The organism is Thalassococcus sp. (assembly GCF_982780845.1).
In genome coordinates, this window is record NZ_CEYADA010000001.1 from 362,310 (window position 1) to 384,620 (window position 22,311).

General features: G+C 59.4%; 26 protein-coding genes. 13 read left to right on the forward strand and 13 right to left on the reverse strand.

Annotated elements, in window-relative coordinates; all coding sequences use genetic code 11:
• Positions 1-90: 90 nt before the first annotated feature.
• Positions 91-3,546: a chromosome segregation protein SMC gene (smc, locus tag AC4FIA_RS01825; RefSeq protein ID WP_490364478.1), complete on the forward strand. Its 3,456-nt coding sequence runs from the start codon at positions 91-93 to the stop codon at positions 3,544-3,546.
• A gap of 6 nt (positions 3,547-3,552) precedes the next feature.
• Here smc and AC4FIA_RS01830 read toward each other — a convergent pair whose 3' ends face one another.
• Positions 3,553-4,728 carry a lytic murein transglycosylase gene (locus tag AC4FIA_RS01830; RefSeq protein ID WP_490364479.1) on the reverse strand — a complete coding sequence of 392 codons (1,176 nt, stop codon included), beginning with the start codon at positions 4,726-4,728 and terminating at the stop codon, positions 3,553-3,555.
• 164 nt (positions 4,729-4,892) lie between these two features.
• Here AC4FIA_RS01830 and AC4FIA_RS01835 point away from each other — a divergent pair, with 164 nt between their 5' ends.
• Positions 4,893-5,258 carry a response regulator gene (locus tag AC4FIA_RS01835; RefSeq protein WP_103909288.1) on the forward strand — a complete coding sequence of 122 codons (366 nt, stop codon included), beginning with the start codon at positions 4,893-4,895 and terminating at the stop codon, positions 5,256-5,258.
• On the opposite strand, the gene AC4FIA_RS01840 is transcribed toward AC4FIA_RS01835, so the two are convergent.
• From AC4FIA_RS01840 to def (AC4FIA_RS01860), 5 genes are all read right to left on the reverse strand, one after another.
• A complete protein-coding gene (locus AC4FIA_RS01840) occupies positions 5,259-6,233 on the reverse strand; it encodes a glutathione S-transferase family protein (RefSeq protein WP_473030839.1) in 975 nt (324 codons plus the stop codon).
• Positions 6,234-6,333: 100 nt separating this feature from the next.
• Positions 6,334-6,570: a hypothetical protein gene (locus AC4FIA_RS01845; RefSeq protein ID WP_103909290.1), complete on the reverse strand. Its 237-nt coding sequence runs from the start codon at positions 6,568-6,570 to the stop codon at positions 6,334-6,336.
• A 3-nt stretch (positions 6,571-6,573) separates the two neighbouring features.
• Entirely contained in the window at positions 6,574-7,488 is a 915-nt protein-coding gene (fmt, locus tag AC4FIA_RS01850; protein ID WP_490364480.1) for a methionyl-tRNA formyltransferase, read from the reverse strand.
• Between the two features lie 31 nt (positions 7,489-7,519).
• Positions 7,520-8,017: a peptide deformylase gene (gene def / locus AC4FIA_RS01855; protein ID WP_103909292.1), complete on the reverse strand. Its 498-nt coding sequence runs from the start codon at positions 8,015-8,017 to the stop codon at positions 7,520-7,522.
• A gap of 45 nt (positions 8,018-8,062) precedes the next feature.
• Entirely contained in the window at positions 8,063-8,581 is a 519-nt protein-coding gene (gene def, locus AC4FIA_RS01860; RefSeq protein ID WP_490364481.1) for a peptide deformylase, read from the reverse strand.
• A 110-nt stretch (positions 8,582-8,691) separates the two neighbouring features.
• Here def (AC4FIA_RS01860) and AC4FIA_RS01865 point away from each other — a divergent pair, with 110 nt between their 5' ends.
• Positions 8,692-9,870: a MalY/PatB family protein gene (locus AC4FIA_RS01865; protein ID WP_490364482.1), complete on the forward strand. Its 1,179-nt coding sequence runs from the start codon at positions 8,692-8,694 to the stop codon at positions 9,868-9,870.
• 3 nt (positions 9,871-9,873) lie between these two features.
• Here the strand turns inward: AC4FIA_RS01865 and AC4FIA_RS01870 are convergent, their stop codons facing one another.
• The 4 genes from AC4FIA_RS01870 to ispH form a co-directional block, all read right to left on the reverse strand.
• Positions 9,874-10,497 carry a trimeric intracellular cation channel family protein gene (locus AC4FIA_RS01870; protein WP_490364483.1) on the reverse strand — a complete coding sequence of 208 codons (624 nt, stop codon included), beginning with the start codon at positions 10,495-10,497 and terminating at the stop codon, positions 9,874-9,876.
• Positions 10,494-10,961 (reverse strand): ribonuclease HI, encoded by a 468-nt coding sequence (gene rnhA / locus AC4FIA_RS01875; protein WP_287473845.1) that lies wholly within the window; start codon positions 10,959-10,961, stop codon positions 10,494-10,496. Before rnhA ends, AC4FIA_RS01870 begins: the two co-directional genes overlap by 4 nt.
• 51 nt (positions 10,962-11,012) lie before the next feature.
• Positions 11,013-11,462 (reverse strand): DUF3429 domain-containing protein, encoded by a 450-nt coding sequence (locus AC4FIA_RS01880; RefSeq protein WP_287473748.1) that lies wholly within the window; start codon positions 11,460-11,462, stop codon positions 11,013-11,015.
• 63 nt (positions 11,463-11,525) lie between these two features.
• Positions 11,526-12,476: a 4-hydroxy-3-methylbut-2-enyl diphosphate reductase gene (ispH, locus tag AC4FIA_RS01885; protein ID WP_490364484.1), complete on the reverse strand. Its 951-nt coding sequence runs from the start codon at positions 12,474-12,476 to the stop codon at positions 11,526-11,528.
• A gap of 142 nt (positions 12,477-12,618) precedes the next feature.
• Here ispH and AC4FIA_RS01890 point away from each other — a divergent pair, with 142 nt between their 5' ends.
• Positions 12,619-13,044 carry a c-type cytochrome gene (locus tag AC4FIA_RS01890; RefSeq protein ID WP_490364485.1) on the forward strand — a complete coding sequence of 142 codons (426 nt, stop codon included), beginning with the start codon at positions 12,619-12,621 and terminating at the stop codon, positions 13,042-13,044.
• Between the two features lie 3 nt (positions 13,045-13,047).
• Here AC4FIA_RS01890 and AC4FIA_RS01895 read toward each other — a convergent pair whose 3' ends face one another.
• Both AC4FIA_RS01895 and AC4FIA_RS01900 read right to left on the reverse strand, forming a co-directional pair.
• Positions 13,048-13,482, reverse strand: a complete 435-nt coding sequence (locus AC4FIA_RS01895; protein ID WP_490364486.1) for a YqaA family protein — start codon at positions 13,480-13,482, stop codon at positions 13,048-13,050.
• A 43-nt stretch (positions 13,483-13,525) separates the two neighbouring features.
• A complete protein-coding gene (locus tag AC4FIA_RS01900; RefSeq protein ID WP_103909301.1) occupies positions 13,526-14,101 on the reverse strand; it encodes a LabA-like NYN domain-containing protein in 576 nt (191 codons plus the stop codon).
• A 142-nt stretch (positions 14,102-14,243) separates the two neighbouring features.
• On the opposite strand from AC4FIA_RS01900, the gene folK reads away from it, so the two are divergent.
• The 9 genes from folK (at position 14,244) to rnc (ending at position 21,316) form a co-directional block, all read left to right on the forward strand.
• Positions 14,244-14,810, forward strand: a complete 567-nt coding sequence (gene folK, locus AC4FIA_RS01905; protein ID WP_490364487.1) for a 2-amino-4-hydroxy-6-hydroxymethyldihydropteridine diphosphokinase — start codon at positions 14,244-14,246, stop codon at positions 14,808-14,810.
• An 81-nt stretch (positions 14,811-14,891) separates the two neighbouring features.
• A complete protein-coding gene (rpoZ, locus tag AC4FIA_RS01910; protein WP_103909430.1) occupies positions 14,892-15,245 on the forward strand; it encodes a DNA-directed RNA polymerase subunit omega in 354 nt (117 codons plus the stop codon).
• A gap of 39 nt (positions 15,246-15,284) precedes the next feature.
• Complete coding sequence (locus AC4FIA_RS01915; protein WP_490364488.1) at positions 15,285-17,423, forward strand: RelA/SpoT family protein; 2,139 nt, start codon at positions 15,285-15,287, stop codon at positions 17,421-17,423.
• A 20-nt stretch (positions 17,424-17,443) separates the two neighbouring features.
• A complete protein-coding gene (locus AC4FIA_RS01920) occupies positions 17,444-18,088 on the forward strand; it encodes a DUF2062 domain-containing protein (protein ID WP_287473736.1) in 645 nt (214 codons plus the stop codon).
• A 28-nt stretch (positions 18,089-18,116) separates the two neighbouring features.
• Entirely contained in the window at positions 18,117-18,869 is a 753-nt protein-coding gene (locus tag AC4FIA_RS01925; protein ID WP_103909305.1) for a pyridoxine 5'-phosphate synthase, read from the forward strand.
• On the forward strand, positions 18,866-19,315 hold the full coding sequence (locus AC4FIA_RS01930) for a hypothetical protein (protein WP_490364489.1): 450 nt from the start codon (positions 18,866-18,868) through the stop codon (positions 19,313-19,315). The genes AC4FIA_RS01925 and AC4FIA_RS01930 overlap by 4 nt, the downstream gene beginning before the upstream one ends.
• On the forward strand, positions 19,312-19,719 hold the full coding sequence (acpS, locus tag AC4FIA_RS01935; RefSeq protein ID WP_103909307.1) for a holo-ACP synthase: 408 nt from the start codon (positions 19,312-19,314) through the stop codon (positions 19,717-19,719). The genes AC4FIA_RS01930 and acpS overlap by 4 nt, the downstream gene beginning before the upstream one ends.
• An 83-nt stretch (positions 19,720-19,802) precedes the next feature.
• Entirely contained in the window at positions 19,803-20,636 is an 834-nt protein-coding gene (lepB, locus tag AC4FIA_RS01940; protein WP_103909308.1) for a signal peptidase I, read from the forward strand.
• Positions 20,633-21,316 (forward strand): ribonuclease III, encoded by a 684-nt coding sequence (gene rnc / locus AC4FIA_RS01945; RefSeq protein WP_490364490.1) that lies wholly within the window; start codon positions 20,633-20,635, stop codon positions 21,314-21,316. Before lepB ends, rnc begins: the two co-directional genes overlap by 4 nt.
• An 8-nt stretch (positions 21,317-21,324) precedes the next feature.
• Here rnc and AC4FIA_RS01950 read toward each other — a convergent pair whose 3' ends face one another.
• Entirely contained in the window at positions 21,325-22,263 is a 939-nt protein-coding gene (locus AC4FIA_RS01950; protein ID WP_490364491.1) for a LysR family transcriptional regulator, read from the reverse strand.
• Positions 22,264-22,311: the final 48 nt, after the last annotated feature.

A 22,311-nucleotide genomic window follows, 5' to 3' on the forward strand; every position in this document is an offset into this window, starting at 1 on the left:
CGCCGATAGCAGCCAGATGATGCGCAAAACGTTTGACTCAGCGCCTTTCGGCCCCGCAAACTTGATGAATATCAGGAATCGGGGTGCCATTTGCGCTTTTCGCGACTCAAACTTGCAGGCTTCAAAAGCTTCGTTGATCCGACGGATCTGGTCATTGCCGAAGGGCTGACCGGTGTCGTGGGTCCGAACGGCTGCGGCAAGTCCAACCTGCTTGAGGCGCTGCGCTGGGTGATGGGCGAAAACCGCCCGACCGCGATGCGTGGCGGCGGCATGGAAGACGTGATCTTTGCCGGTGCCTCCAGCCGCCCTGCCCGTAACTTTGCTGAAGTCACACTGACCATCGACAACTCTGACCGGCTTGCGCCTGCAGGGTTCAACGATCAGGACCAGCTGGAAATCGTCCGCCGCATCACCCGCGATGTGGGATCCGCCTATAAGGCCAACGGCAAGGATGTCCGCGCCCGCGATATCCAGATGTTGTTTGCCGATGCGGCCACCGGTTCGACATCGCCCGCTCTGGTGCGTCAGGGCCAGATTTCGGAACTGATCAACGCCAAGCCCAAGGCGCGCCGCCGCATTCTGGAAGATGCCGCTGGTATCGCCGGTCTCTATCAGCGCCGGCACGAAGCCGAGCTGAAGCTGAAGAACACCGAAGCCAACCTGTTGCGCGTCGATGACGTGATCGAACAGCTGGCCGGTCAGCTGTCGCAACTGGCCCGTCAGGCCCGCCAAGCCGCCCGCTACCGCGCGATTGGCGAAGACCTGCGCCGCGCCGAAGGCATGCTGCTGTATCGCCGCTGGAAAGAGGCCGATCTGACCCGTGCCACCACCGAAGAACAGCTGCGCACCCGCCTGACCGACGCCGCCCGCGCGGAGGCCGCCGCGCGTGAGGCCGCCAAGTTGCGCGAAACGCAGGAAAACGCCCTGCCTCCGCTGCGCGAAGAAGAGGCCATTGCCGCCGCCATTCTGCAACGCCTGATCGTCGAACGCGATGCGCTGTCCGAACAGGAAAAGCGCGCGGCGGAGACCATCGAAACACTGAAACGCCGCATTACCCAGTTGACGCAGGATATCGACCGCGAAGGCGGGCTGAACCGAGACGCGGGCGAAACCATCGAACGGCTGGAATGGGAAAGCCGCGAACTGGCCAAGGCCAGCGAAGGCCATCAGGACAAACTCGACGCCGCCTCTGACGGCGCGACTGAGGCCGCCAGTGTTCTGCAAGACCGCGAAGCCGATCTGGGTCAGCTGACCGAAGACGTCGCCCGCCTTGCCGCCCGCCACCAGTCGGCGCAACGCTTGCTGGCCGACACACAGAAAACGCTGGAACGCAGCGAAACAGAATCGCAGCGCGCGCGCAATGCGGTGGAAGAGGCCAAGGAAAAACTGGTCGAACTGTCCGACACGTTGGAAGCCGCCGTTGAGGCCCGCGAAGCCGCGCAGGAAATGGTCGACCGCGCCGATGCCGTTCTGACCGAAACCGAAGCGCAGCGGTCCGAGACGCAATCGCGCGAAGCGGACGCCCGTGGTGAACGTTCCGAGGCGGAAGGCGAACTGAGCGCACTTCGTGCAGAGGTCACGGCTCTTGCCCGCCTGCTGGAACGCGACACGGCTGAAGGTGGCCAGATCCTTGACCGTCTTCAGGTGGAACAGGGTTTTGAAAAGGCGCTTGGTGCGGCACTGGCCGACGATCTGCGCGCACCCGAGGTTGAGGCCGACGGCCCCTCGGGCTGGACCGTTCTGGCCGCCTATGACACCGAACAATCGCTGCCTGCGGGCGTGACATCGCTGGCGCAACACGTGTCTGTCCCCGATGTTCTGGCCCGCCGCATGAGCCAGATCGGCCTTGTCGACAGCGACGACGGCGACCGCATCCAGCCGCTTTTGAAACCCGGTCAGCGCGTGGTCAGCCTTGAAGGCGACCTGTGGCGTTGGGACGGTTACCGCGCTTGGGCGGAAGACATGCCCTCGGCTGCCGCACTGCGTCTGGAACAGCTGAACCGCCTCGAGGCGCTGAAACAAGAAATGGCCAGCGCCACCGCCCGTGCGGAAGGCGCGATTGCCGCGCATGAGACACTGCAGAACCGACTGGCCGAACTGAACCGCGCCGATAAATCCGCGCGCGAGGCGCGTCGCGAAGCCGAACAGCGCCTGACCGATGCCACCCGCGCCCTGAACCGCGCCGAGGCGGACAGGTCCGTGGCCGAGGGCCGCGTAGAAAGCCTGACCATGGCGGTTGCCCGTCACGAAGACGACGCCACCGAAGCCCGCAAACAGGTGACCGAAGCAAAGCGCGCGATGGGTGATCTGGATGATCTGGATGCCGCCCGCGCCAAGGTCGAAGACGTCAAAATGACGGTCGAAGCCGCGCGGATGACGATGATGGCACGCAGGTCTTCGTTCGACGAACTTCGCCGCGAAGGCGAGGCTCGTACAGCCCGCAGCCAGCAAGTGACCAAGGAACTGTCCGGCTGGCGCCACCGTCTGGAAACCGCCAAATCCCGTAGCGCGGAACTGGAAGACCGCCGCGCCGCAGCCGAAGATGAGCTGGTCGATGCGTCCTCGGCGCCCGAGGAAATCGCCGAAAAGCGCGCCGAAATGGCCGACGCGATCGAGGCCGCAGAAGAACGCCGTTCTGCCGCCGCTGACGCGCTGGCACAGGCCGAAACCATCCTGCGCGAAGCGGTTGCGACCGAGCGCGATGCGGAACGTCTTGCATCCGAGGCCCGCGAAGCCCGCGCTGGCGCCGAGGCCCGTGCAGAAGCCGCGCGCGAAGCGGTTCAAACCGCCGCTGCCCGCATCCGCGAAGAACAGGAAACCACGCCGGACAAGCTTCTGGAGCAGCTTGATGCCAACCCCGAAGACATGCCGCCGTCGGACGAGATCGAGACACAGGTCAACAGCCTGAAACGCCAGCGCGATGCTTTGGGCGCGGTGAACCTGCGGGCCGAGGAAGACGCCAAGGAAGTTCAGGAAGAACACGACACGCTGCTGGCCGAAAAGATCGATCTGGAAGAGGCGATCAAGACCCTGCGCACCGGTATCGCCAGCCTGAACAAGGAAGGCCGTGAACGCCTTCTGACCGCGTTCGAGCAGGTGAATTCCAACTTCACCTTGCTGTTCCGTCACCTGTTCAACGGTGGTGAGGCGAACCTAGTTATGGTCGAAAGCGATGACCCGCTTGAGGCCGGTCTGGAAATCCTCTGCCAGCCCCCGGGCAAAAAGCTGTCGACACTGTCGCTGCTGTCTGGTGGGGAACAGACCCTGACGGCACTCGCTCTGATCTTTGCGGTGTTCCTGGCCAACCCCGCCCCGATCTGTGTTCTCGACGAGGTCGACGCGCCGTTGGATGATGCGAACGTGACCCGTTTCTGCGACATGCTGGATGAAATGTGCCGCCGCACCGACACACGTTTCCTGATCATCACGCACCATGCCGTCACCATGAGCCGCATGGACCGCCTGTTCGGCGTGACCATGCAGGAACAGGGCGTCAGCCAGCTGGTGTCGGTTGACCTGAAGAAGGCCGAAAAACTGGTCGCCTAAACCGCCTTACAAACGGTTCAACAACGCCGCCGTGGGCCATGCATCTGCGGGCATCCCGAGCTTTCTTTGCACATCACGCACCGCCGCACGCGTACCCGCGCCCAAGATGCCGTCGATATCACCCACGTCGTACCCACGCTGTGCCAGCTTTTGCTGCAACTGCTTCATCTGCGCGCCGTTCAGGCCGGGCGCTGGATTGCCTGCGTTATAAACCGGCGCACCGTCCAGACGGGTGGCGAAATAGGCAGCGGTTAGAACGTAGGTAAAGCTTTGGTTCCATTCGAAATAAACGTTGAAGTTCGGATAGGCGATAAAGGCAGGGCCACCCACGCCCTGCGGCAACAGGATCGACGCCCGCAGCGCTGGATTGCCCAGTTTGCCACTTCGCGGCTGGACGCCCATCTTGGCCCAGTCCGAGACCGAGCGCACCGTGTGCAGGCCCGCGTCATAAGGATCAAATCCAGCGGGCAGCACGACCTCTTGCAGCCACGGCTGGCCCGCTTGCCAGCCCAAGGATGACAGCATCTTGCCACCGGACATCAGCGCATCGGGGGCGGATGTTTTCAGCGACACATGCCCGTCCCCATCGCCATCGACACCGTTTTCGATGATATCCTCGGGCAGCATCTGAACCATGCCGATTTCGCCTGCCCATGCGCCTGTGGTGGTCGCGGGGTCGAAATCGCCGTGTTCGAACAACTCAATCGCCGCCAGCAATTGCGGGCGGAACAGTTCGGGGCGGCGGCAATCATGGGCCAAGGTTGCCAAGGCATTGGCCGTGTTGAAGTCCCCCTGAAACGCGCCGTAGTCGGTTTCAAACGCCCAGAAGGCCAGCAAAACACCGCGCGGCACGCCGTAGACCGCTTCGATCCGGTCAAACACCGCATCATATTTGCGCGACATCGAAATCCCGCGATCAATGCGGTTCTGCGAAATCAGTTTGCGCGAAAATTCGATGAACGGAGTCTGGAAGATGCCCTGCTTGCGATCTGCCGCCAGCACCGCACTGGAAGGCGCGACAGTGCGGAAGAACCGGTCCACTGTCGCCTGCGAATGGCCGCGCTGCATAGCCTCGGCCTTAACGCCCTGAATGAAGGTGCCAAAGTTTCCGCCGCATGGAACAGACTGCGCCATTGCTGCGGTGGGCAGAAACAGACTGAAAGCGATGTTACGTAAAAGCATGGGACCCTCTATTTTTGGCTGTCCAACACCCTAGCGGATGGCCCATAACCTGCAACCGAACTGATCGTTATCGGCGGACTTCCCCTAGGGGGACCGATGATGCTCGTCTTGAATGGTAACTTCGGATATGTGGAATGAATGGTAAAAAGGCATTCAGTTCTCGAATGAAAGTTCTGGTCGTCGAAAGTAATCAGCCGCTTGCCGGGATTTGGCAAAAGCACCTCGAACGCCACGGCGTCGAGGTCGTTCTTGCGTCTGGGTATGACGATGCCACCGACAATCTGCGCGAAGCGGATTTCAATGTTCTGATTCTGGATGCCGCACTTGAAGACGGCAGCGCGCTGTCTGTGGCCGATTTCGCCAGCTACCGACGCCCTGAATGCGACGTGATCTTTGTGAGCAAGAACAGCTTTTTCTCGGACGGGTCGATTTTCAAATTATGCGCCAATGCCCGCGCCCATGTGTCCAGCGCGACAAAGCCCGAAGACCTTGCCACGATGGTTCTGCATTACGGCCAGCGTAACAGCTGATCAGCCACGCCCATGGGGTGACATCAGATCAAGTTCCGGCCCGATGGGCACGATCCGGTTCGGATTGATGGTATCGTGGCTGTAGTGATAGTGCCGCGTGATGTGATCAAAGTTCACCGTCTCGGCGACACCATCCCACTGGTACAGTTCGCGCAGATACCCCCAGATGTTCGGGTAATCGACGATCCGGCGGCGATTACATTTGAAGTGACCGTGATAGACCTTGTCAAAACGGATCAGCGTCGTGAACAGACGCCAGTCGGCTTCGGTCACGCGATCGCCCATCAGATAGCGGTTTTCCGACAAGATGCCTTCGATCCAATCAAGGCTTTCGAACAGCGGATAGACCGCCTCTTCATAGGCTTCTTGCGTCGTGGCAAAGCCAGCTTTGTAAACACCGTTGTTCACGGTGTCATAGATGCGTGCGTTGACGGGTTCGATGGCTTCGCGCAGGTCCTCTGGCCAGAAATCCTGTGTGTCGCCGGTGATGCCGTCAAACGCACTGTTGAACATGCGGATGATTTCCGAGCTTTCGTTCGACACAATGGTTTCCCGTTCCTTGTCCCATAGGATCGGCACGGTCACACGGCCGGACATGTCGGGCTTGGCTTTCAGATACACATCGCGGGCAAAGGGCAGGCCATACAGCGTGTCGCCGGTTGCCCCGTCGAAATCTGTGTCAAAGGTCCAACCGTCACCCAGCATATCGGGATGAACAACGGACACGTCGATCAGGTCGGTCAGGCCTTTGAGCGCGCGGAATACCAACGCACGGTGCGCCCAAGGGCAGGCAAGCGACACATACAGGTGATAACGACCAGCTTCGGCCTTGAACCCACTCTCACCGGATGGCCCCGCGCTGCCGTCGGCGGTGATCCAGTTTCGGAACGCCGCTTCGGATCGCTTGAATTTACCACCGGTGCTTTTGGTGTCGTACCACTTGTCTTCCCAGTTGCCGTCTACCAACAGGCCCATTCTTACATCCTTCCATTTCGTTGGGATGCAACCTAGGCCATTTGCAAAAATGAACAATCGCACGGATGCGCAGGCTGTACCTGCGCACACGCACACATGGCTATTTGCGCCAGTGTGTCGGCACGATGATCAACGCGCCGATAGATGCCGCGATGGCATTCGCACCGGGCGATCCAAAGCCGATGCGGAACATGATCGTGACGAAGTAGAACAGAAACGCCCCACCCACACAGATGATGATCGAGGGCAAAACGCCATTGCGGGTAAAGCCCGTCCGTTCGGACGCGTAGCCAACGATGCCCGCAATAACGACGGTACCGATCAGAACTGGAAACATGGCTTATCCTTCACCCAACTGCGTGCCCTTGGGCACGGCGAACCCCCGCAGGAACACATCGGCATCTTGCGCCGCCTTGCCTGCCTTCTGCAAGCGTGTCAGCGCCACAGCCCCGTCGCCACAAGCAATTGTCAGCGCATCATCCAGCGCCACGCCTGCAGCGCCCGCCCCTTGGGCAAGCTTTGAGCCCAACAGTTTGACGCGCTCGCCGCCGATCAGCGTCCATGCACCGGGAAAGGGCGATAGGCCGCGGATCTGGCGATCCACCTCGGCCGCAGGGCGGGACCAGTCGATGGCCGCTTCGGCCTTGTCGATCTTTTTGGCATAGGTCACGCCGTCTTCGGGTTGGGTGTCTGGCGTCAGCGACGGCAGTTTTTCCAGTGCCTGGACGATCATGCGCGCACCCATGTCTTGCAGACGGTCGTGCAGTTCGCCGGTGGTTTCCGTCTCGCCAATCTTGGTCGCTTCACGCAGCAGGACAGGGCCGGTGTCCAGCCCCGCCTCCATCTGCATGATGCAAATTCCGGTTTCTGCATCGCCCGACATGATCGCCCGATGGATCGGCGCCGCACCGCGCCAGCGGGGCAGCAGGGACGCATGGATATTCAGACAGCCATGTTTCGGCGCATCCAGCACTTCCTGCGGCAGTAGCAAACCATAGGCCACAACCACCGCCACGTCGGCGTTCAGCGCGGCAAACTCTGCCTGTTCGTCAGCGCCCTTCAAAGACACCGGATGGCGCACGGTCAGGCCCAGCGCTTCGGCCCGTGCGTGGACGGGTGTGGGGCGGTCTTTTTTGCCACGACCTGCAGGGCGCGGCGGTTGGCAGTAGACGGCGGCGATGTCGTGGCCCGCGTCAACCAGCGCATCCAGCACCGGAACCGAGAAATCAGGCGTACCCATAAAGACAACGCGCATGTTCACCCCACCCTTTTTCTGTTCAACCGGATCAGCGCGCCAGTTTGCGCGACTTCTTCACCAACATATCGCGCTTCACCTTGCTTAGGTGGTCGATATACAGCTTGCCGTTCAAATGATCGATCTGGTGTTGCACGCTGGTGGACCAAAGACCCACGAAATCGCGTTCTTCCATCTCGCCCTGTTCATTCATGAACCGCACCGTCACCGCCCGCGGGCGCGAGATTTTGGCGGAGACACCGGGCAAGTTCGGCGATGCTTCTTCATGATCGCGCAGCTTCACGCTGGCGTGCAGAATTTCAGGGTTCGCCATACGCACGACCTGCCCGCGTTCCTCGGACGCATCCACGACGGCCAATCGCAGCATCACACCGATTTGCGGCGCGCCCATGCCAACGCCGGGCATTGCCTCCATCGTGTCGACCATGTCCTGCCATGTTGCGCGCACCTCATCCGTGATCTCGGTCACGGGGTCTGCAACCGTTTTCAGACGTTTGTCAGGATAAGGGATACAGGGGCGGACGGGCATGTCATTTCCTTGTATTCTGAAAATATACCGTTACTTGGCAGCGCCTTACGTCCGCGCCAGTTCGCGCTTCAGCTTCACCATCTTGCGGGTGATCAACTGGCGTTTCAGCGGCTTGAGGTAATCAATAAACAGCTTGCCGTTCAGGTGATCGATCTCGTGCTGGACACAGGTTGCCCACAGCCCACCAAAGTCGGCCTCTTGCGGGTTGCCGTCCTTGTCGATCCACGTGACCGTCACATCCGCAGGGCGCGTCACCTCGGCGAACTGGTCGGGAATGGACAGGCAGCCCTCTTCGTAGACGTTCAGATCATCCGACGATGCCTTGATCTCGGGGTTGAACATCACGATCGGTTTAGCATCGGTCGTGTCATCTTTTTCGCAATCCAGAACGATCAGGCGCTGAAGCACACCGATTTGCGGCGCGGCCAGACCGATGCCAGGCGCGTCGTACATGGTTTCCAGCATATCATCGGCCAGCGTCCGAAGATCGTCAGTGATGTCCGTAATCGGGTCACAGACCTTTTTCAGACGCGGGTCGGGATGGATCAGAATAGGGCGTTTCATGCAGTGTGATGTAGGCGATGGGGCTTGCGGGCGCAACTGCGCTTCATTCGGGGTTGCGCCTGCCATCCATAGAGATAGCCTGCGGACCAAATCCACCTGTGAGGACAGACATGACCAGCCGCTTTGACGAAATCATCGACCGTGTAGGAACCGCCTGCGCCAAATGGGACAAGATGGAAGCGCTTTATGGTGTTTCGCCCCAGGAAGGTCTGTCGATGTGGGTGGCTGACATGGACTTCCGCCCCCCTGCCGTTGTGCAGAAAGCGGTCGAGGATATGGCCGCGCATGGTGTCTATGGCTATCTGGGCGACGAAAGCGCCTATCGTGCAGCAATCCAGTGGTGGATGAAGAACCGCCATAGTTGGGATGTTCCGGCAGACGCGATTTTCTCGACCCACGGGTTGGTCAACGGCACGTCGATGTGCCTCCATAGCTTCACCCAGCCCGGCGACGGTGTGATCCTGTTTACGCCCGTCTACCACGCCTTTGCCCGCGTGATTAAGGCGTCGGGCCGCGAGGTGGTGGAATGCCCGCTGGCGATGATCGATGGCAAATACCAGATGGATTTCGACGCCTACGACGCGCAGATGACCGGCAAGGAAAAGATGGTCATCCTGTGTTCGCCCCATAACCCCGGTGGCCGTGTCTGGACGCGCGAAGAGCTTCAGCGTGTTGCCGACTTTGCCAAACGCCATGACCTGATCCTGGTTTCGGACGAAATCCACCATGACCTGCTTATGCCTGGTCAGAAACACACGGTGATGTCACTGGTCGATCCGTCGATTTCGGACCGCCTGGTGATGATGACGGCGGCGACCAAGACGTTCAACATCGCGGGCAGCCACGTGGGCAACGTGATCATCGAAGACAAGGCCCTGCGCGCCAAATTTGCAGGCCAGATGGCAGCAATGGGCATGTCGCCCAATTCATTCGGCGTCTTTATGACCACCGCCGCCTATTCGCCGGAAGGGGCCGCATGGGTGGATGAGCTGGTCACATATCTGGATGGCAACCGCCAAGCGTTTGATGAAGCCGTGAACAGCATTCCGGGCGTCACATCGATGCCGATGGAATCCACCTATCTGGCATGGGTCGATTTCCGCGACACCGGTATGAGCGCCGAGGAAATCAACAAACGCGTTCAGGACGGTGCGAAAATCGCCGCGAACCACGGGCCAACCTTTGGCCTTGGGGGTGAAGGATTTATGCGGTTCAACTTTGCGACGCCACGGTCGCGGGTGATTGAAGCGGGGGAACGTCTGAAGGCGGCCTTTGCCGACCTTCAGTAACGGCTACTGGCGCGGCGGGCGCGATTTGTAGACAGGTAGGCTCCAACCATAGCGGATGGAGCCTGCGCGCAACACGAATGTAGAAGCGCCGCACACCAGTGCCGCGATCAGAGCCGACGCGCCCAGTTGCGTGGACACAGAGGTGCCCAACGCACCGACAAAGGCACAGGTGACGTAAAGCTGTCCCTGTTTCAGAACCAAAGGCACCTCGTTCGCCACCACATCCCGCGCCAAACCACCCATACAGCCGGTGATCACGCCCATCACCACCACAATGGTTGCGGGCGCATCCACCGCCACTGCAATGCCAGACCCCGCCGCCACCGCGAAAGACAACGCGGCCGCATCCAGCCATTCCAGCACGGTGTAACGGCTTTCCAGCATATGCGCTGTGAAAAACACGATCACCGCCGTTGCCGCCGCCACGAACAGATAGGTCGGGTCCGCGATCCAGAACACAGGGTTCCGATCCAGAAGAACGTCACGAAAAGTGCCACCCCCGACCGCTGTCAGGCTGGCCAGAAACACAAAGCCGATGATGTCCAATTGCGCCCGACTTGCCACCAGCGCCCCCGTGGCCGCAAAGACCAGGACCGAGCTGTAGTCAAGTATGGCGAAGAGCGTCATCCGGTGCTTTTCTTCGATTTGAAGGGGGCCATCCCAGCGCGCGCCAGTTCATCGGCGCGTTCGTTTTCGGGATGGCCTGCGTGGCCTTTGACCCATTCCCACGTCACATCGTGACTTGCCTGCGCTTCATCCAGACGCTGCCAGAGTTCGACGTTTTTCACGGGCTTTTTGTTGGAGGTTTTCCAGCCGTTCCGCTTCCACCCGTGGATCCAACTAGTCACGCCGTTTTTCACATAGGCGCTGTCGGTGACGATGGTGATCGGGGAAGACCGGCTCAGGCTTTCCAGCGCGTGGATCGCGGCCAAAAGCTCCATCCGGTTGTTGGTTGTCTCGGGCTCACCACCGGAAAGTTCCCTTTCCTTAACAATGGTTTCGCCGTCCATAGCGCGCAGCAGAACACCCCAGCCCCCCGGGCCGGGATTTCCGGAACATGCGCCGTCGGTATATGCAAAAAGTTCTGGCATGGTCCGATGGGGTAAGCCACGCACACCCCGCGCCGTCAAGTCCTGCGTCGCCTAGATGACAACGGTCAGCAGGCAGGCCACGACCAACGTGGTCAGCAAAACGCGCAGCTGCATCCACCATGCGGGTGCCAGCCCCCAGCGCCAGAAAGTGAAATCAAGGCCCAGAAGCGCGATGAAACCCACGATCAGGTTGATCGCCGCAGACACAGGGCCGCCACCCACCATGAAGAACGCCCAGAGCGCAGGCAGAACCGATAGCGCATAGCCCGTGGCAGCCATTGGGCCATCGGCTTTGGTCGAAAAGCCCCATAAAACGCCGGACATGAAAGCAAGGATCACAGTGCCGTAGGACAGTTGCACATATGGCCCGATGAACCGCGGCCCGAGTGTTTCCAGCGTCAGGGTCACAGCCGGATCGGAATAAATTGTCAGCGCGCCCCAGATGAACGGAAGCACACCAGCAAGGCCAAGCAGTAAGGCGGAACGGGGGATTTGTGTCACGTCACTGTCCTAAGCGTTGTTCTGGTCAAGATCATAGGGCAAAACCCGCCCCGCACCAATCACTCAGGCCGGTTCGCGCAGGACGCGGGGCACCTTGAATTCAACGTTTTCCTTGGCCGTTTCGACCACCTCGACGGTGGTGTCATACCGGTCGCGGAAAGCATCGATCACCTCTTGGATCAACACGTCAGGCGCCGATGCTCCGGCAGTAACGCCCACGCTTTTGATCCCGTCCAAGGCGCGCCAGTCGATGTCCGTTGCCCGCTGCACCAGTTGGGCATAGGCGCATCCGGCTTTGGATGCGACTTCGACCAGACGCTTGGAGTTTGACGAATTCGGCGCACCTACAACCAGCAGGGCGTCACACTTAGGCGCGACGGCCTTCACCGCCTCTTGGCGATTGGTGGTGGCGTAGCAGATGTCTTCTTTGTGCGGGCCCACGATGTTCGGGAACCGGTCTTTTAGCGCGGCGACCACATCGGCGGTGTCATCAATCGACAGTGTGGTCTGCGTGACATAAGCCAGTTGATCGGGGTCGCGCACAATCAGGCCCGGCACATCATCAGGCGTTTCCACCAACAGGACTTCGCCTTCGGGCAACTGCCCCATGGTGCCGATGGTTTCGGGGTGGCCTGCGTGGCCGATCATCACCATTTGCAGCCCGTTTTCCGAATGGCGCGCGGCTTCGATATGCACCTTACTGACCAGCGGACAGGTCGCATCGACATAGACCATCTCGCGGCGCGCGGCCTCGGCCGGAACGGCCTTGGGAACACCGTGGGCCGAAAAGATCACCGGGCGATCTGTCGGGCATTCTTCCAGCTCTTCAACGAACACAGCCCCTTTGGCGCGCAGATCATCCACCACGTATTTGTTGTGAACAATCTCGTGCCGCACGTAGACCGGCGCGCCCCATTTTTCGAGCGCCATTTCCACGATCTTGATCGCACGATCCACGCCCGCGCAAAACCCGCGCGGTGCAGCAAGATACAGAGTCAGGGCTGGCTTGGTCATGGCGTCTCCTTCGGGCAGACAGGTATGCGATCAGGGGCGTTCGGTCCAGTACCTAGGGCGTTTTCATTGCGCTCACATGGGTGTGACTTGCCTTCCCCCAAGGGGAAGGATGCATGTATACTCCAAACCAAAGGGAGCCATCATGATACGTGCCATTCTTCTAGCTACCGTTTTGCCTGCGTCAGTCTCGGCACAGGGCATCTTTCCCTATCAGGATGCCGAGCGCGTCGCGAACGGCCAGATCGTCTACGAAAACAATTGCGCAGCGTGCCATGGCGCAAATTTGGAAGGTGAGCCCAATTGGAAATCGCGCGATGAAGATGGCTATCTGCGCGCGCCGCCGCATGATGAAACTGGCCACACGTGGCACCACCCGGATATGCAGTTGTTCGCCATTGTCGCGCTGGGGTCTGAGGCCGTTGTCGGAAACGGATACAAATCCCGCATGATGGGCTTTCGTGACATCCTGACAGAACAAGAGGTTCTGGACGTCATGGCCTATATCAAAAGCACGTGGCCCGAAGAAATTCAGGCGCAGCACAACATGATCAACGCGCGCAGCCAGTAAGGCCTAGACGACCTGCGCCGTCAGCCATGCAAGAATGATGAAGCGGCCTGTTTTGGCGATTGTCACAAGCAACAGGAACAGCCAGACGGGCGTGCGCATGATCCCTGCGATGACAGTGAATGCGTCGCCCAAAGGTGCCCAGCTTAGCAGCAGCGTCCAGACACCGTATTTGCCCCACCATTTGCGCGCACGTTCGATCTGGCTGTCGCTGACCGGAAACCAGCGTCTGCCACGGTAGCGTTCGAAAAATGTGCCAAGGAAATAGTTCAGGACCGAACCCAGAATATTGCCGAAGCTTGAGACGGCGATCATCACCCAGATCGGGACGGTTCCAGCGGCCTGCACGGCCACAAACACGACTTCCGACTGGAACGGAAGAATTGTAGCCGCCCCGAAGGCGGCTACAAAAAGCGAAATTAACGATGTTAAGTCACCCATAAAGCACCCAGACCTTCATCCCTAAGGTCCGGGCGTTATGGTCTTAGCCGGCTGCGCTTGCAACGTCGAACTCACGTTCGTTCGACTGTTCGCGGGGCGGGCGGCCGATGACGTCGCGCAGTTCATCAAGCTCGATGAAGTTATCGGCTTGGCGGCGCAGTTCGTCAGCGATCATCGGGGGCTGGCTGCGGATTGTCGAAACAACAGATACGCGAACGCCTTGACGTTGCAGGCTCTCGACCAGCGGACGGAAATCGCCGTCGCCCGAGAACAGAACGATGTGATCAACACGCGGAGCAAGCTCCATCGCGTCGACGGTCAGTTCAATATCCATGTTGCCTTTGACTTTCCGACGACCTTGGGCGTCGGTGTATTCCTTGGCGGGCTTGGTCACCATGGTAAAACCATTGTAGTGAAGCCAGTCTACAAGCGGGCGGATCGGTGAATATTCGTCGTTTTCCAACAGCGCAGTGTAATAAAACGCGCGCACCATTTTACCACGACGTACAAACTCCGTTCTCAAAAGCTTGTAGTCAATGTCAAAACCCAACGCCTTGGCTGCTGCGTAAAGATTTGACCCATCGATGAACAGCGCCAGCCGTTCGTCTTTGTAAAACATAAAATGTCCTTTCAGTGAATTGCTAGCGCCAGATAAGAAGTGAGTGAAAAAAACTGACACTAACAGACTTTATACAATGTATGGAGCGATCCGGAGGATCAACCCTTGCGAACGTTCAAAAAAGGATAGGTCCTTACTCAAAATGGAGCAAGATATTCTAATCGCCTTAGGCGCGAATCTGCCTCAGTCACACAACCGACCTTCGGACACTCTGAAGGCGGCAATCATCGCTATCGGGCAAAGCACGCTGACGTTGAAGTCTGTTAGCCGTTTCTACAAAACCCCTTGCTTCCCACCAGGTGCAGGCCCGGATTATATCAACGCTGTCATACGTTTACGGGCAAACAAAGGGGAAAAGGCCAGTCAAATTCTCGCTATTTTGCACGAGATAGAAGAGGAACATGGCCGGACCCGCGATGTCAGGTGGGGCATGCGGACGCTGGACCTTGATCTGCTAAGCTACGGAAATCAGGTGGCTCCTAGCCTAGACGATTATCTGTATTGGCAACAACTTCCGGCGGATGAACAAACCGTGCGCGCACCCGAATCGCTTATTCTGCCGCACCCCCGAATCCAGGACCGCGGGTTCGTACTGGTGCCTGCGATGGATGTGGCCCCTGACTGGTGTCATCCGGTGTTGAAGCTGACCATATCCCAGATGTGTGCTGCACTGCCGCAAGAGGCACGAGATGAAGTGGTGCCGATTTGACCTTTATGCCACCTTGCCATTCGGCCTTTGGCGCGTTAAATGTGCGCCTTCTGACAGAAATCCATATGAATGGAGACCTCCATGGCCCGCGTGACGGTTGAAGATTGCGTTGACAAGGTACCTAACCGGTTCGAGCTTGTTATGCTTGCTGCACATCGTGCGCGCGAAATTTCGGCGGGTGCTCCGATCACTGTGGACCGCGACAACGACAAAAATCCTGTCGTTTCCCTGCGTGAGATTGCAGAAGAAACCCAATCTGCCGACGAACTGCGTGAGCGTCTGATTGAATCCAACCAGACCCAGATCGAAGTCGACGAGCCGGAAGATGACGCAATGGCGCTTCTGATGGGTGCAGAGCCGGACAAGCCGCAAGATGACGACATGTCCGAAGAGAAGCTGCTCCGCGCACTGATGGAAGCACAAGGCGAAGGCTAAGGTCCGCTTCTTGCGGGCCGGGTTAAGGAATACTGGCGCATGATCGCGGCCGAAGACCTGATTGCACTGGTCCGCAATTACAATCCCAAGACCAACGAAGCATTGATCCACGCGGCCTATAATTATGGCCGCGAGATGCATGAAGGGCAGTTCCGTCGTTCGGGCGAGCCCTACTTCACGCACCCTGTCGCAGTCGCGGCCATCCTGACCGAACAGAAACTGGATGACGCAACGCTGATCACAGCGTTGCTGCACGACACGATCGAAGACACCAAATCGACCTATGGCGAAGTGGCCGACAAGTTCGGCGACGAAATCGCGTCTCTGGTCGATGGTGTGACCAAGCTGACCAATCTTCAGCTGTCGTCGACCGAGACCAAACAGGCCGAAAACTTCCGCAAGCTGTTCATGGCGATGTCCAAGGACCTGCGCGTTATTCTGGTGAAACTTGCCGACCGTCTGCACAACATGCGGACGATCAAGGCGATGAAGCCTGAAAAGCAGCAGCAAAAAGCCCGCGAAACCATGGATATCTACGCGCCACTGGCTGGCCGCATGGGTATGCAGTGGATGCGCGAAGAGCTTGAGGATCTGGCCTTCCGCGTGCTGAACCCCGAGGCCCGCGCGTCGATCATCCGCCGCTTTATCACGCTGCAGCGCGAAACCGGCGATGTGATCCACCGCATTACATCGGACATGCGCCACGAGCTGGACAACGCACATATCGAGGCCGAGGTTTTTGGCCGTGCGAAAAAGCCCTATTCGATCTGGCGCAAGATGCAGGAAAAGGACATGGGCTTTTCCCGCCTGTCCGACATCTATGGCTTCCGCATCATCACACGATCCGAGGCCGACTGTTACGCAGCCCTTGGTGTGATCCACCAACGCTGGCGCGCGGTTCCGGGCCGGTTCAAGGACTACATCAGCCAGCCGAAATCAAACGGCTACCGGTCGATCCACACCACAGTATCGGGCCGCGACGGCAAACGTGTCGAGGTTCAGATCAGAACCCGCCAGATGCACGAGGTTGCCGAAACCGGCGTTGCTGCGCACTGGTCCTATCGCGACGGTATCCGCGCACAGAACCCCTTTGCGGTGGATCCCGCCAAGTGGATCGCGTCGCTGACCGAACAGTTCGACGCAGAGGAAGACCACGATGAATTCCTCGAAGCTGTAAAGCTCGAGATGTATTCGGATCAGGTGTTCTGCTTTACGCCCAAGGGCGACGTGGTGAAGTTGCCCAAAGGCGCAACGCCGCTGGATTTCGCCTATGCGATCCACACGCGGATCGGTGCGGCCTGTGTGGGCGCAAAGGTTGACGGTCTGCGCGTGCCGCTCTGGACGCGGTTGAAAAACGGCCAGTCGGTCGAAATCATCACCGCCCAAGGCCAGACACCGCAGGCCACATGGCTGGACATCGCCAAAACCGGCAAAGCCAAGACCGCGATCCGCCGGTCGCTGCGTGAAGCAAACCGCGAAAGGTTTATCAAGCTGGGTCAGGAACTGGCGCGATCAGCGTTTGAACACGTGGGCAAGAAAGCGTCGGACAAGGCGCTGGAAAAAGCAGCCCGCACATTGCGCCTTGAAGATCGCGAAACGCTGCTTGCCCGCCTAGGCAGTGCCGAACTGACATCGCGTGAGGTCATTCAGGCAGTTTACCCCGATCTGGCCCCGAAAGATGACGTACAGGTCGACACGGAACGTGCCGTTATCGGTCTGACCCCCGGGCAGGGCTTTACCCGTGCGCGATGCTGTCAGCCGCTTCCGGGCGAACGTATCGTGGGCATCGCCCAGCGCGGCAGTGGCGTGACCGTTCACGCCATCGATTGCGAGGCGCTTTCGGAACTCGAAGACCAGCCGGATCGTTGGTTGGATCTACACTGGGCAGACGGCACGCATCCTGCAGCTTATGACGTGACCCTGATTTTAACGATTGGTAACGATGCAGGCGTTTTGGGTCGGATCTGCACATTGATTGGCGAACGTGGCGCAAATATCTCTGATCTAGAATTTTTGGATCGTAAACCTGATTTTTATCGGCTTCTCGTCGATATAGACCTGAGCGACGCCGAGCATTTGCATTCGGTTATTTCCGCGCTCGAAGCGGAAAGTGATGTTGCCTCGATCGAGCGCCGCCGCGACGCGACACTGTTAAAGCCATCGGTCCCTACCGAATGAGGCACGAGGAAGGATAGAGTTTGGTCTTTAAGCGCCGCGACAGGCAGCCGTTATATCAACGGGCTCTCCGTGCGCTCTGGCCAAAGGGTGGCTGGGCGCGTGCTGCGCGGTACATCAAACACCGAATCCATCGTCTTCCCGACCCCCCCGAAAAAATCGCACGCGGCATTTTTGCCGGTGTCATGACCACTTTCACGCCGTTCTACGGCTTCCACTTTTTCTTTGCGTGGATTCTGGCGCTTGCAGTGCGTGGTAACGTGGTGGCTGCGCTTCTGGGCACGTTTTTTGGCAACCCGCTGACCTACGTTCCGATTGGCGTGATTTCGATGAAGACCGGCTATTGGATGCTGGGGATTGAACGTGATCCCGAACATCACAGTTCGCTAGGTAAAAAGTTTGTGCTGGCGGGTCAGGATTTGTGGGACAACCTGATGTCTCTGTTCACCGGCGCGACACCCGACTGGACCGATCTGGCGATTTTCTATCGCGAAGTGTTCTACCCCTATCTGGTCGGCGGCATTGTTCCGGGTATCATCACCGGTCTGGTGGCCTACTACCTGTCCGTGCCCCTGATCCGCGCCTATCAGAACCGTCGCAAGGGTGCGCTGAAAGCACGCTTGGCCAAATTGAAAAAACGGGCTGACGAGACACTGTCATCAGACTAGGTTCACCCTGAACAGCGGGAGCGAACAGATGACCGAATTCAAAGGCAAATTGCGGCTTGGCGTGAACATCGACCACGTCGCCACGGTACGGAACGCACGTGGCGGGGCCTATCCCGATCCGGTGCGCGCGGCCAAAATCGCCGAAGAGGCCGGCGCTGACGGAATTACCGCCCACCTGCGCGAAGACCGCCGTCACATCATGGACGCCGATATCGATGCGCTGATGGAGCAGCTGTCCGTTCCGCTGAACTTTGAAATGGCCGCGACAGAAGAAATGCAGAAGATCGCCCTGCGCCACAAACCGCATGCGGTGTGCATCGTTCCGGAAAAGCGCGAAGAGCGGACCACCGAAGGCGGGCTTGAGGTTGCGCGCGAGGAAAACAAGCTGGCCCATTACATCGCGCCGCTGCGTGACGCCGGTTGCCGCGTGTCGATCTTTATCGCGGCCGACAAGCGCCAGATTGAAGCCGCCCATCGCATCGGGGCAGAAGTGATCGAACTGCACACCGGTGCATATTGCGATTACCACGCAGAGGGCCGTTTCGACGAACGGGACAAGGAACTGGCCGCGCTGACAGAGATGGCCGCCTTTGCCGACAGTCTGGGGCTTGAGGTGCACGCTGGTCACGGCCTGACGTACGACACGGTCACGCCGATTGCCGCCCTGCCCCAAGTGATGGAACTGAACATCGGCCACTTCCTGATCGGTGAATCCATATTCCGCGGTTTGGCCCCTGCGATCACGGAAATGCGCCGCGTGATGGACGCGGCCCGCGCATGATCCGGTTCACGGCACTGGCCGTCGCCTGCGCGTTGGCAGGTCCGGCCTTGGCCGAGCCTGCAACGCTGTCCGAATGCGACGGTTTCACGGCCAGCGCCCGCAATCTGATGATGCCGCCTTCTGAGAGCATCCGTCAGTTCGCCAATGGCGCAGTGCGTCTTTATTGGCTGGACACAACCGAACCCGCCTGCTGTTCATCGCACCTGATGGTGATCCAGCCCGCGCCGAACGATCCTTATGAGATGTGCACGCTTGTCTCTGCCTCGGAAAACCTGGGCTTCGGGGGCATGGACCTGTCCGGTGCTGCGGCGAACTACGAACCGACCGTTGGCCTGACAGTCAGCATTCCCGTCAACATTTGGGAAGGCGACGGCCCCGATCCTGCGATGCTGTATGTGGTGATCAACCAAGGCGCTGGCACAGTCGAAACCGAGGTCGTTCAATGATCTTGGGGATCGGCAGCGATCTGGCCAACATCGACCGGATTCAAGGCACGCTTGACCGCTTTGGCGACAGGTTTCGCAACCGCGTGTTCACCGAAACCGAACAGCGCAAATCGGAATCCCGCGCGGATGTGGCAGGCACCTACGCCAAACGCTGGGCCGCGAAAGAGGCGTGCTCCAAGGCGTTGGGCACCGGCCTTCGGATGGGGATCAGCTGGAAAGACATGGCCGTGTCTAACCTGCGCACGGGCCAGCCCGTGATGGCGGTTACCGGTTGGGCCAAAGAACGTCTGGATGAGATGACCCCCGAAGGCCATGAAGCCATCATTCACGTCACCCTGACCGATGATCACCCTTGGGCGCAGGCCTTTGTGGTGATCGAGGCGCGGCGGATCACAGCGCCATAGAGGCGCGGCACCCCAAGCAACCTTGACTTCACCATGCCTGCCCCGCAAGAAGCCAGCGACCCAATCGACGAGGAAGCCAAGTCATGACAACCGAGACCAAATCAGGCGGATTTCTGGAAACCGTCAAAACGGTCGTCTATGCACTGCTGATCGCGGGTGTCATCCGCACCCTGTTCTTTCAACCGTTCTGGATCCCGTCGGGATCGATGAAAGACACGCTGCTGATCGGCGACTTCCTGTTCGTGAACAAAATGGCCTACGGCTATTCCTATGCGTCGTGCCCGTCGATCTACATTCCCAACTTTGGCATCGACATCGATGCCGAGGACGTCTGCGGCATGTTTGACGGCGACAACACACGTCTGTTCGGCAGCGAACCCGAGCGCGGTGATGTGGTGGTCTTCCGCCACCCTGTGACGGGCCGCGACTTTATCAAACGTCTGATCGGTCTGCCGGGTGACAAGGTTCAGGTGCGCGAAGGTCTGGTCTACATCAACGACGTTCCGGTCGAGGTCACGCCCGACGGCACGTTCGAAGAAACCGCCGCACCCCAAGGCCCCCATGCGCTGCGTCCGCGTTGTGCGAACGGCCCTGTCGGTGATGGCGGCGTTTGTATCAAGCAGAAATTCGTTGAAACCCTGCCAAACGGTGTCAGCCACAGCATCCTGAACATCGGCACGCAAGGATCCGACAACACCCCCGTCTACGAAGTGCCCGAAGGCCATTACTTCTTTATGGGCGACAACCGCGACAACTCGTCTGACAGCCGTGTGCCGACCATCGCGAATGGCGTGGGCTTTGTGCCGTTCGAAAACCTCGTCGGTCGTGCCGACCGCGTCATGTTCTCGTCTGCGGGCAGCTCGATGCTGTTCTTCTGGACATGGCGGGGGGATCGTTTCTTTAAGGCGATCCAGTGAAACGCTCGGCCGAAATAAGCGCGCTTGAGGGCCGCATCGGCTATGAGTTCAAGCAGGTCCAGCTGTTGCAGCGGGCCCTGATCCATTCGTCCATGTCCGGCCCCAACCGCGAAGACAACCAGCGGCTGGAATTTCTGGGCGACCGCGTTCTTGGTCTTGTGATGGCCGAAGCGCTTCTGGACAAGGACAACAAGGCAACCGAAGGCCAGTTGGCCCCGCGCTTTAATGCCTTGGTGCGCAAGGAAACCTGCGCCGACGTCGCGCGCGAGTATGAATTTGGCGAAGCGTTGAAGCTGGGCCGATCCGAACGCCTGTCCGGTGGCCGCCGTAAGATGGCGCTGTTGGGCGACGCGATGGAGGCGGTGATTGCGGCCGTCTATATGGACGGCGGGTTTTCCGAGGCCAAATCGCTGGTCCTGCGTTTGTGGGGCAAACGGATTGATGCGGTCGAAGAAGACGCGCGCGATCCCAAAACCTCGCTTCAAGAATGGGCCCAAGCCCGCCGCATGCCGCCCCCCGCCTATGTCGAGGTGTCCCGCAGCGGCCCCGACCACCAGCCGGTCTTTACCATCGAGGCACGTCTGGAAAACGGCGAAACCTGTCGGGCGACAGCGGGCAGCAAACGACTGGCGGAACAAGCCGCCGCAAAAGCACTGCTTGAGCGGTTGGAACAGTCGTAATCCTGTCCCTACTCCCCACCAACCCGCATCAACTCTCGGGCCACTTTGCGCACCACGCGTGAGCGGTTGGTTTCATTCAGCAAGATACCCAGCGGGCGCATGCGGGTGGTCGCAGGGGTGTCAAGAACAGTGACCAGCCCTTCGTTCTGCCATGGGATCGTGACGCTTTTGGGCAGAAACGCCAGACTGTTGGTCCGCATCAGCATGGCAAGCGTCAACATCGGGACGTGTGTGACCGTGCCGCGGCGGTGACTGTCGGGCAGTTGGATATCTTCGGCCAGATCGTCAAAGCGGTCGCGTGCAACTGAGCCGCGCCTCGTCATCAGCCAGTTCGCGTTGCGCAGCGCCTCTTTGTCGGCTTTTCCTTCGGCGGCCAAGGGGTGTTGCGACCCACAGGCCACCACCAGTTCGTCATCGCACACGACCTCGAACGTCCAGTCGGCGGGCACTGTTGGCTGCTGACGACTGCACAGGATATCGCAGGTTCCGTTGGCAATGGGTTCAAGCGGGTTGGCCGACACGACCTCGGAGATTTCCAGATGGATCGAGGGGAAGTTTTCCGACAGCCGTTGGATCGCGGGTTCGACGATGCCACTTAGGCCTGCGGGGGTTGCGGCCAAGCGGACAAAGCCCGCGTTTTCGTTCAACACACTCGAGACGATTTCCGACCCGTCCCCAAGCGCCGCCATGATCCGGCGGGCGACAGGCACCAGTTCGGTCGCGGCCTGGGTCGGCTCGACACCGCGCGCATGTCGCAGGAACAGGGTGACGCCCAACAGCTTTTCAAGTTCCGATACCGCAAGCGAAACGGCAGGCTGTGTCAGGTTCATGGATTCCGCTGCGCGTTTCATGTTGCGCAGGTCGTTCAACTGGATCAGCAGGCTAAGATGCCGGAACTTGGCCTTGTTCAAAAGGCGGCGGTAAATGATGTCGGCGTCGGGCTGCATTGGTATTCGATTTACTCATATCAAATGGCCATTCATTATTATCTTCAT

Excerpts from the sequence above, each read along its gene's own strand:
- AC4FIA_RS01950 (WP_490364491.1), bottom strand. The coding sequence starts at position 22,263 with ATGCAGCCCGACGCCGACATCATTTACCGCCGCCTTTTGAACAAGGCC.
- AC4FIA_RS01865 (WP_490364482.1), top strand. The coding sequence starts at position 8,692 with ATGACCAGCCGCTTTGACGAAATCATCGACCGTGTAGGAACCGCCTGC.
- rpoZ (WP_103909430.1), top strand. The coding sequence starts at position 14,892 with ATGGCCCGCGTGACGGTTGAAGATTGCGTTGACAAGGTACCTAACCGG.
- AC4FIA_RS01915 (WP_490364488.1), top strand. The coding sequence starts at position 15,285 with ATGATCGCGGCCGAAGACCTGATTGCACTGGTCCGCAATTACAATCCC.
- AC4FIA_RS01870 (WP_490364483.1), bottom strand. The coding sequence starts at position 10,497 with ATGACGCTCTTCGCCATACTTGACTACAGCTCGGTCCTGGTCTTTGCG.
- AC4FIA_RS01830 (WP_490364479.1), bottom strand. The coding sequence starts at position 4,728 with ATGCTTTTACGTAACATCGCTTTCAGTCTGTTTCTGCCCACCGCAGCA.
- fmt (WP_490364480.1), bottom strand. The coding sequence starts at position 7,488 with ATGCGCGTTGTCTTTATGGGTACGCCTGATTTCTCGGTTCCGGTGCTG.
- AC4FIA_RS01835 (WP_103909288.1), top strand. The coding sequence starts at position 4,893 with ATGAAAGTTCTGGTCGTCGAAAGTAATCAGCCGCTTGCCGGGATTTGG.
- AC4FIA_RS01900 (WP_103909301.1), bottom strand. The coding sequence starts at position 14,101 with ATGTTTTACAAAGACGAACGGCTGGCGCTGTTCATCGATGGGTCAAAT.
- AC4FIA_RS01840 (WP_473030839.1), bottom strand. The coding sequence starts at position 6,233 with ATGGGCCTGTTGGTAGACGGCAACTGGGAAGACAAGTGGTACGACACC.
- lepB (WP_103909308.1), top strand. The coding sequence starts at position 19,803 with ATGACAACCGAGACCAAATCAGGCGGATTTCTGGAAACCGTCAAAACG.
- AC4FIA_RS01845 (WP_103909290.1), bottom strand. The coding sequence starts at position 6,570 with ATGTTTCCAGTTCTGATCGGTACCGTCGTTATTGCGGGCATCGTTGGC.
- acpS (WP_103909307.1), top strand. The coding sequence starts at position 19,312 with ATGATCTTGGGGATCGGCAGCGATCTGGCCAACATCGACCGGATTCAA.
- def (WP_490364481.1), bottom strand. The coding sequence starts at position 8,581 with ATGAAACGCCCTATTCTGATCCATCCCGACCCGCGTCTGAAAAAGGTC.
- rnhA (WP_287473845.1), bottom strand. The coding sequence starts at position 10,961 with ATGCCAGAACTTTTTGCATATACCGACGGCGCATGTTCCGGAAATCCC.
- AC4FIA_RS01925 (WP_103909305.1), top strand. The coding sequence starts at position 18,117 with ATGACCGAATTCAAAGGCAAATTGCGGCTTGGCGTGAACATCGACCAC.
- ispH (WP_490364484.1), bottom strand. The coding sequence starts at position 12,476 with ATGACCAAGCCAGCCCTGACTCTGTATCTTGCTGCACCGCGCGGGTTT.
- folK (WP_490364487.1), top strand. The coding sequence starts at position 14,244 with ATGGAGCAAGATATTCTAATCGCCTTAGGCGCGAATCTGCCTCAGTCA.
- AC4FIA_RS01895 (WP_490364486.1), bottom strand. The coding sequence starts at position 13,482 with ATGGGTGACTTAACATCGTTAATTTCGCTTTTTGTAGCCGCCTTCGGG.
- AC4FIA_RS01890 (WP_490364485.1), top strand. The coding sequence starts at position 12,619 with ATGATACGTGCCATTCTTCTAGCTACCGTTTTGCCTGCGTCAGTCTCG.
- def (WP_103909292.1), bottom strand. The coding sequence starts at position 8,017 with ATGCCCGTCCGCCCCTGTATCCCTTATCCTGACAAACGTCTGAAAACG.
- AC4FIA_RS01930 (WP_490364489.1), top strand. The coding sequence starts at position 18,866 with ATGATCCGGTTCACGGCACTGGCCGTCGCCTGCGCGTTGGCAGGTCCG.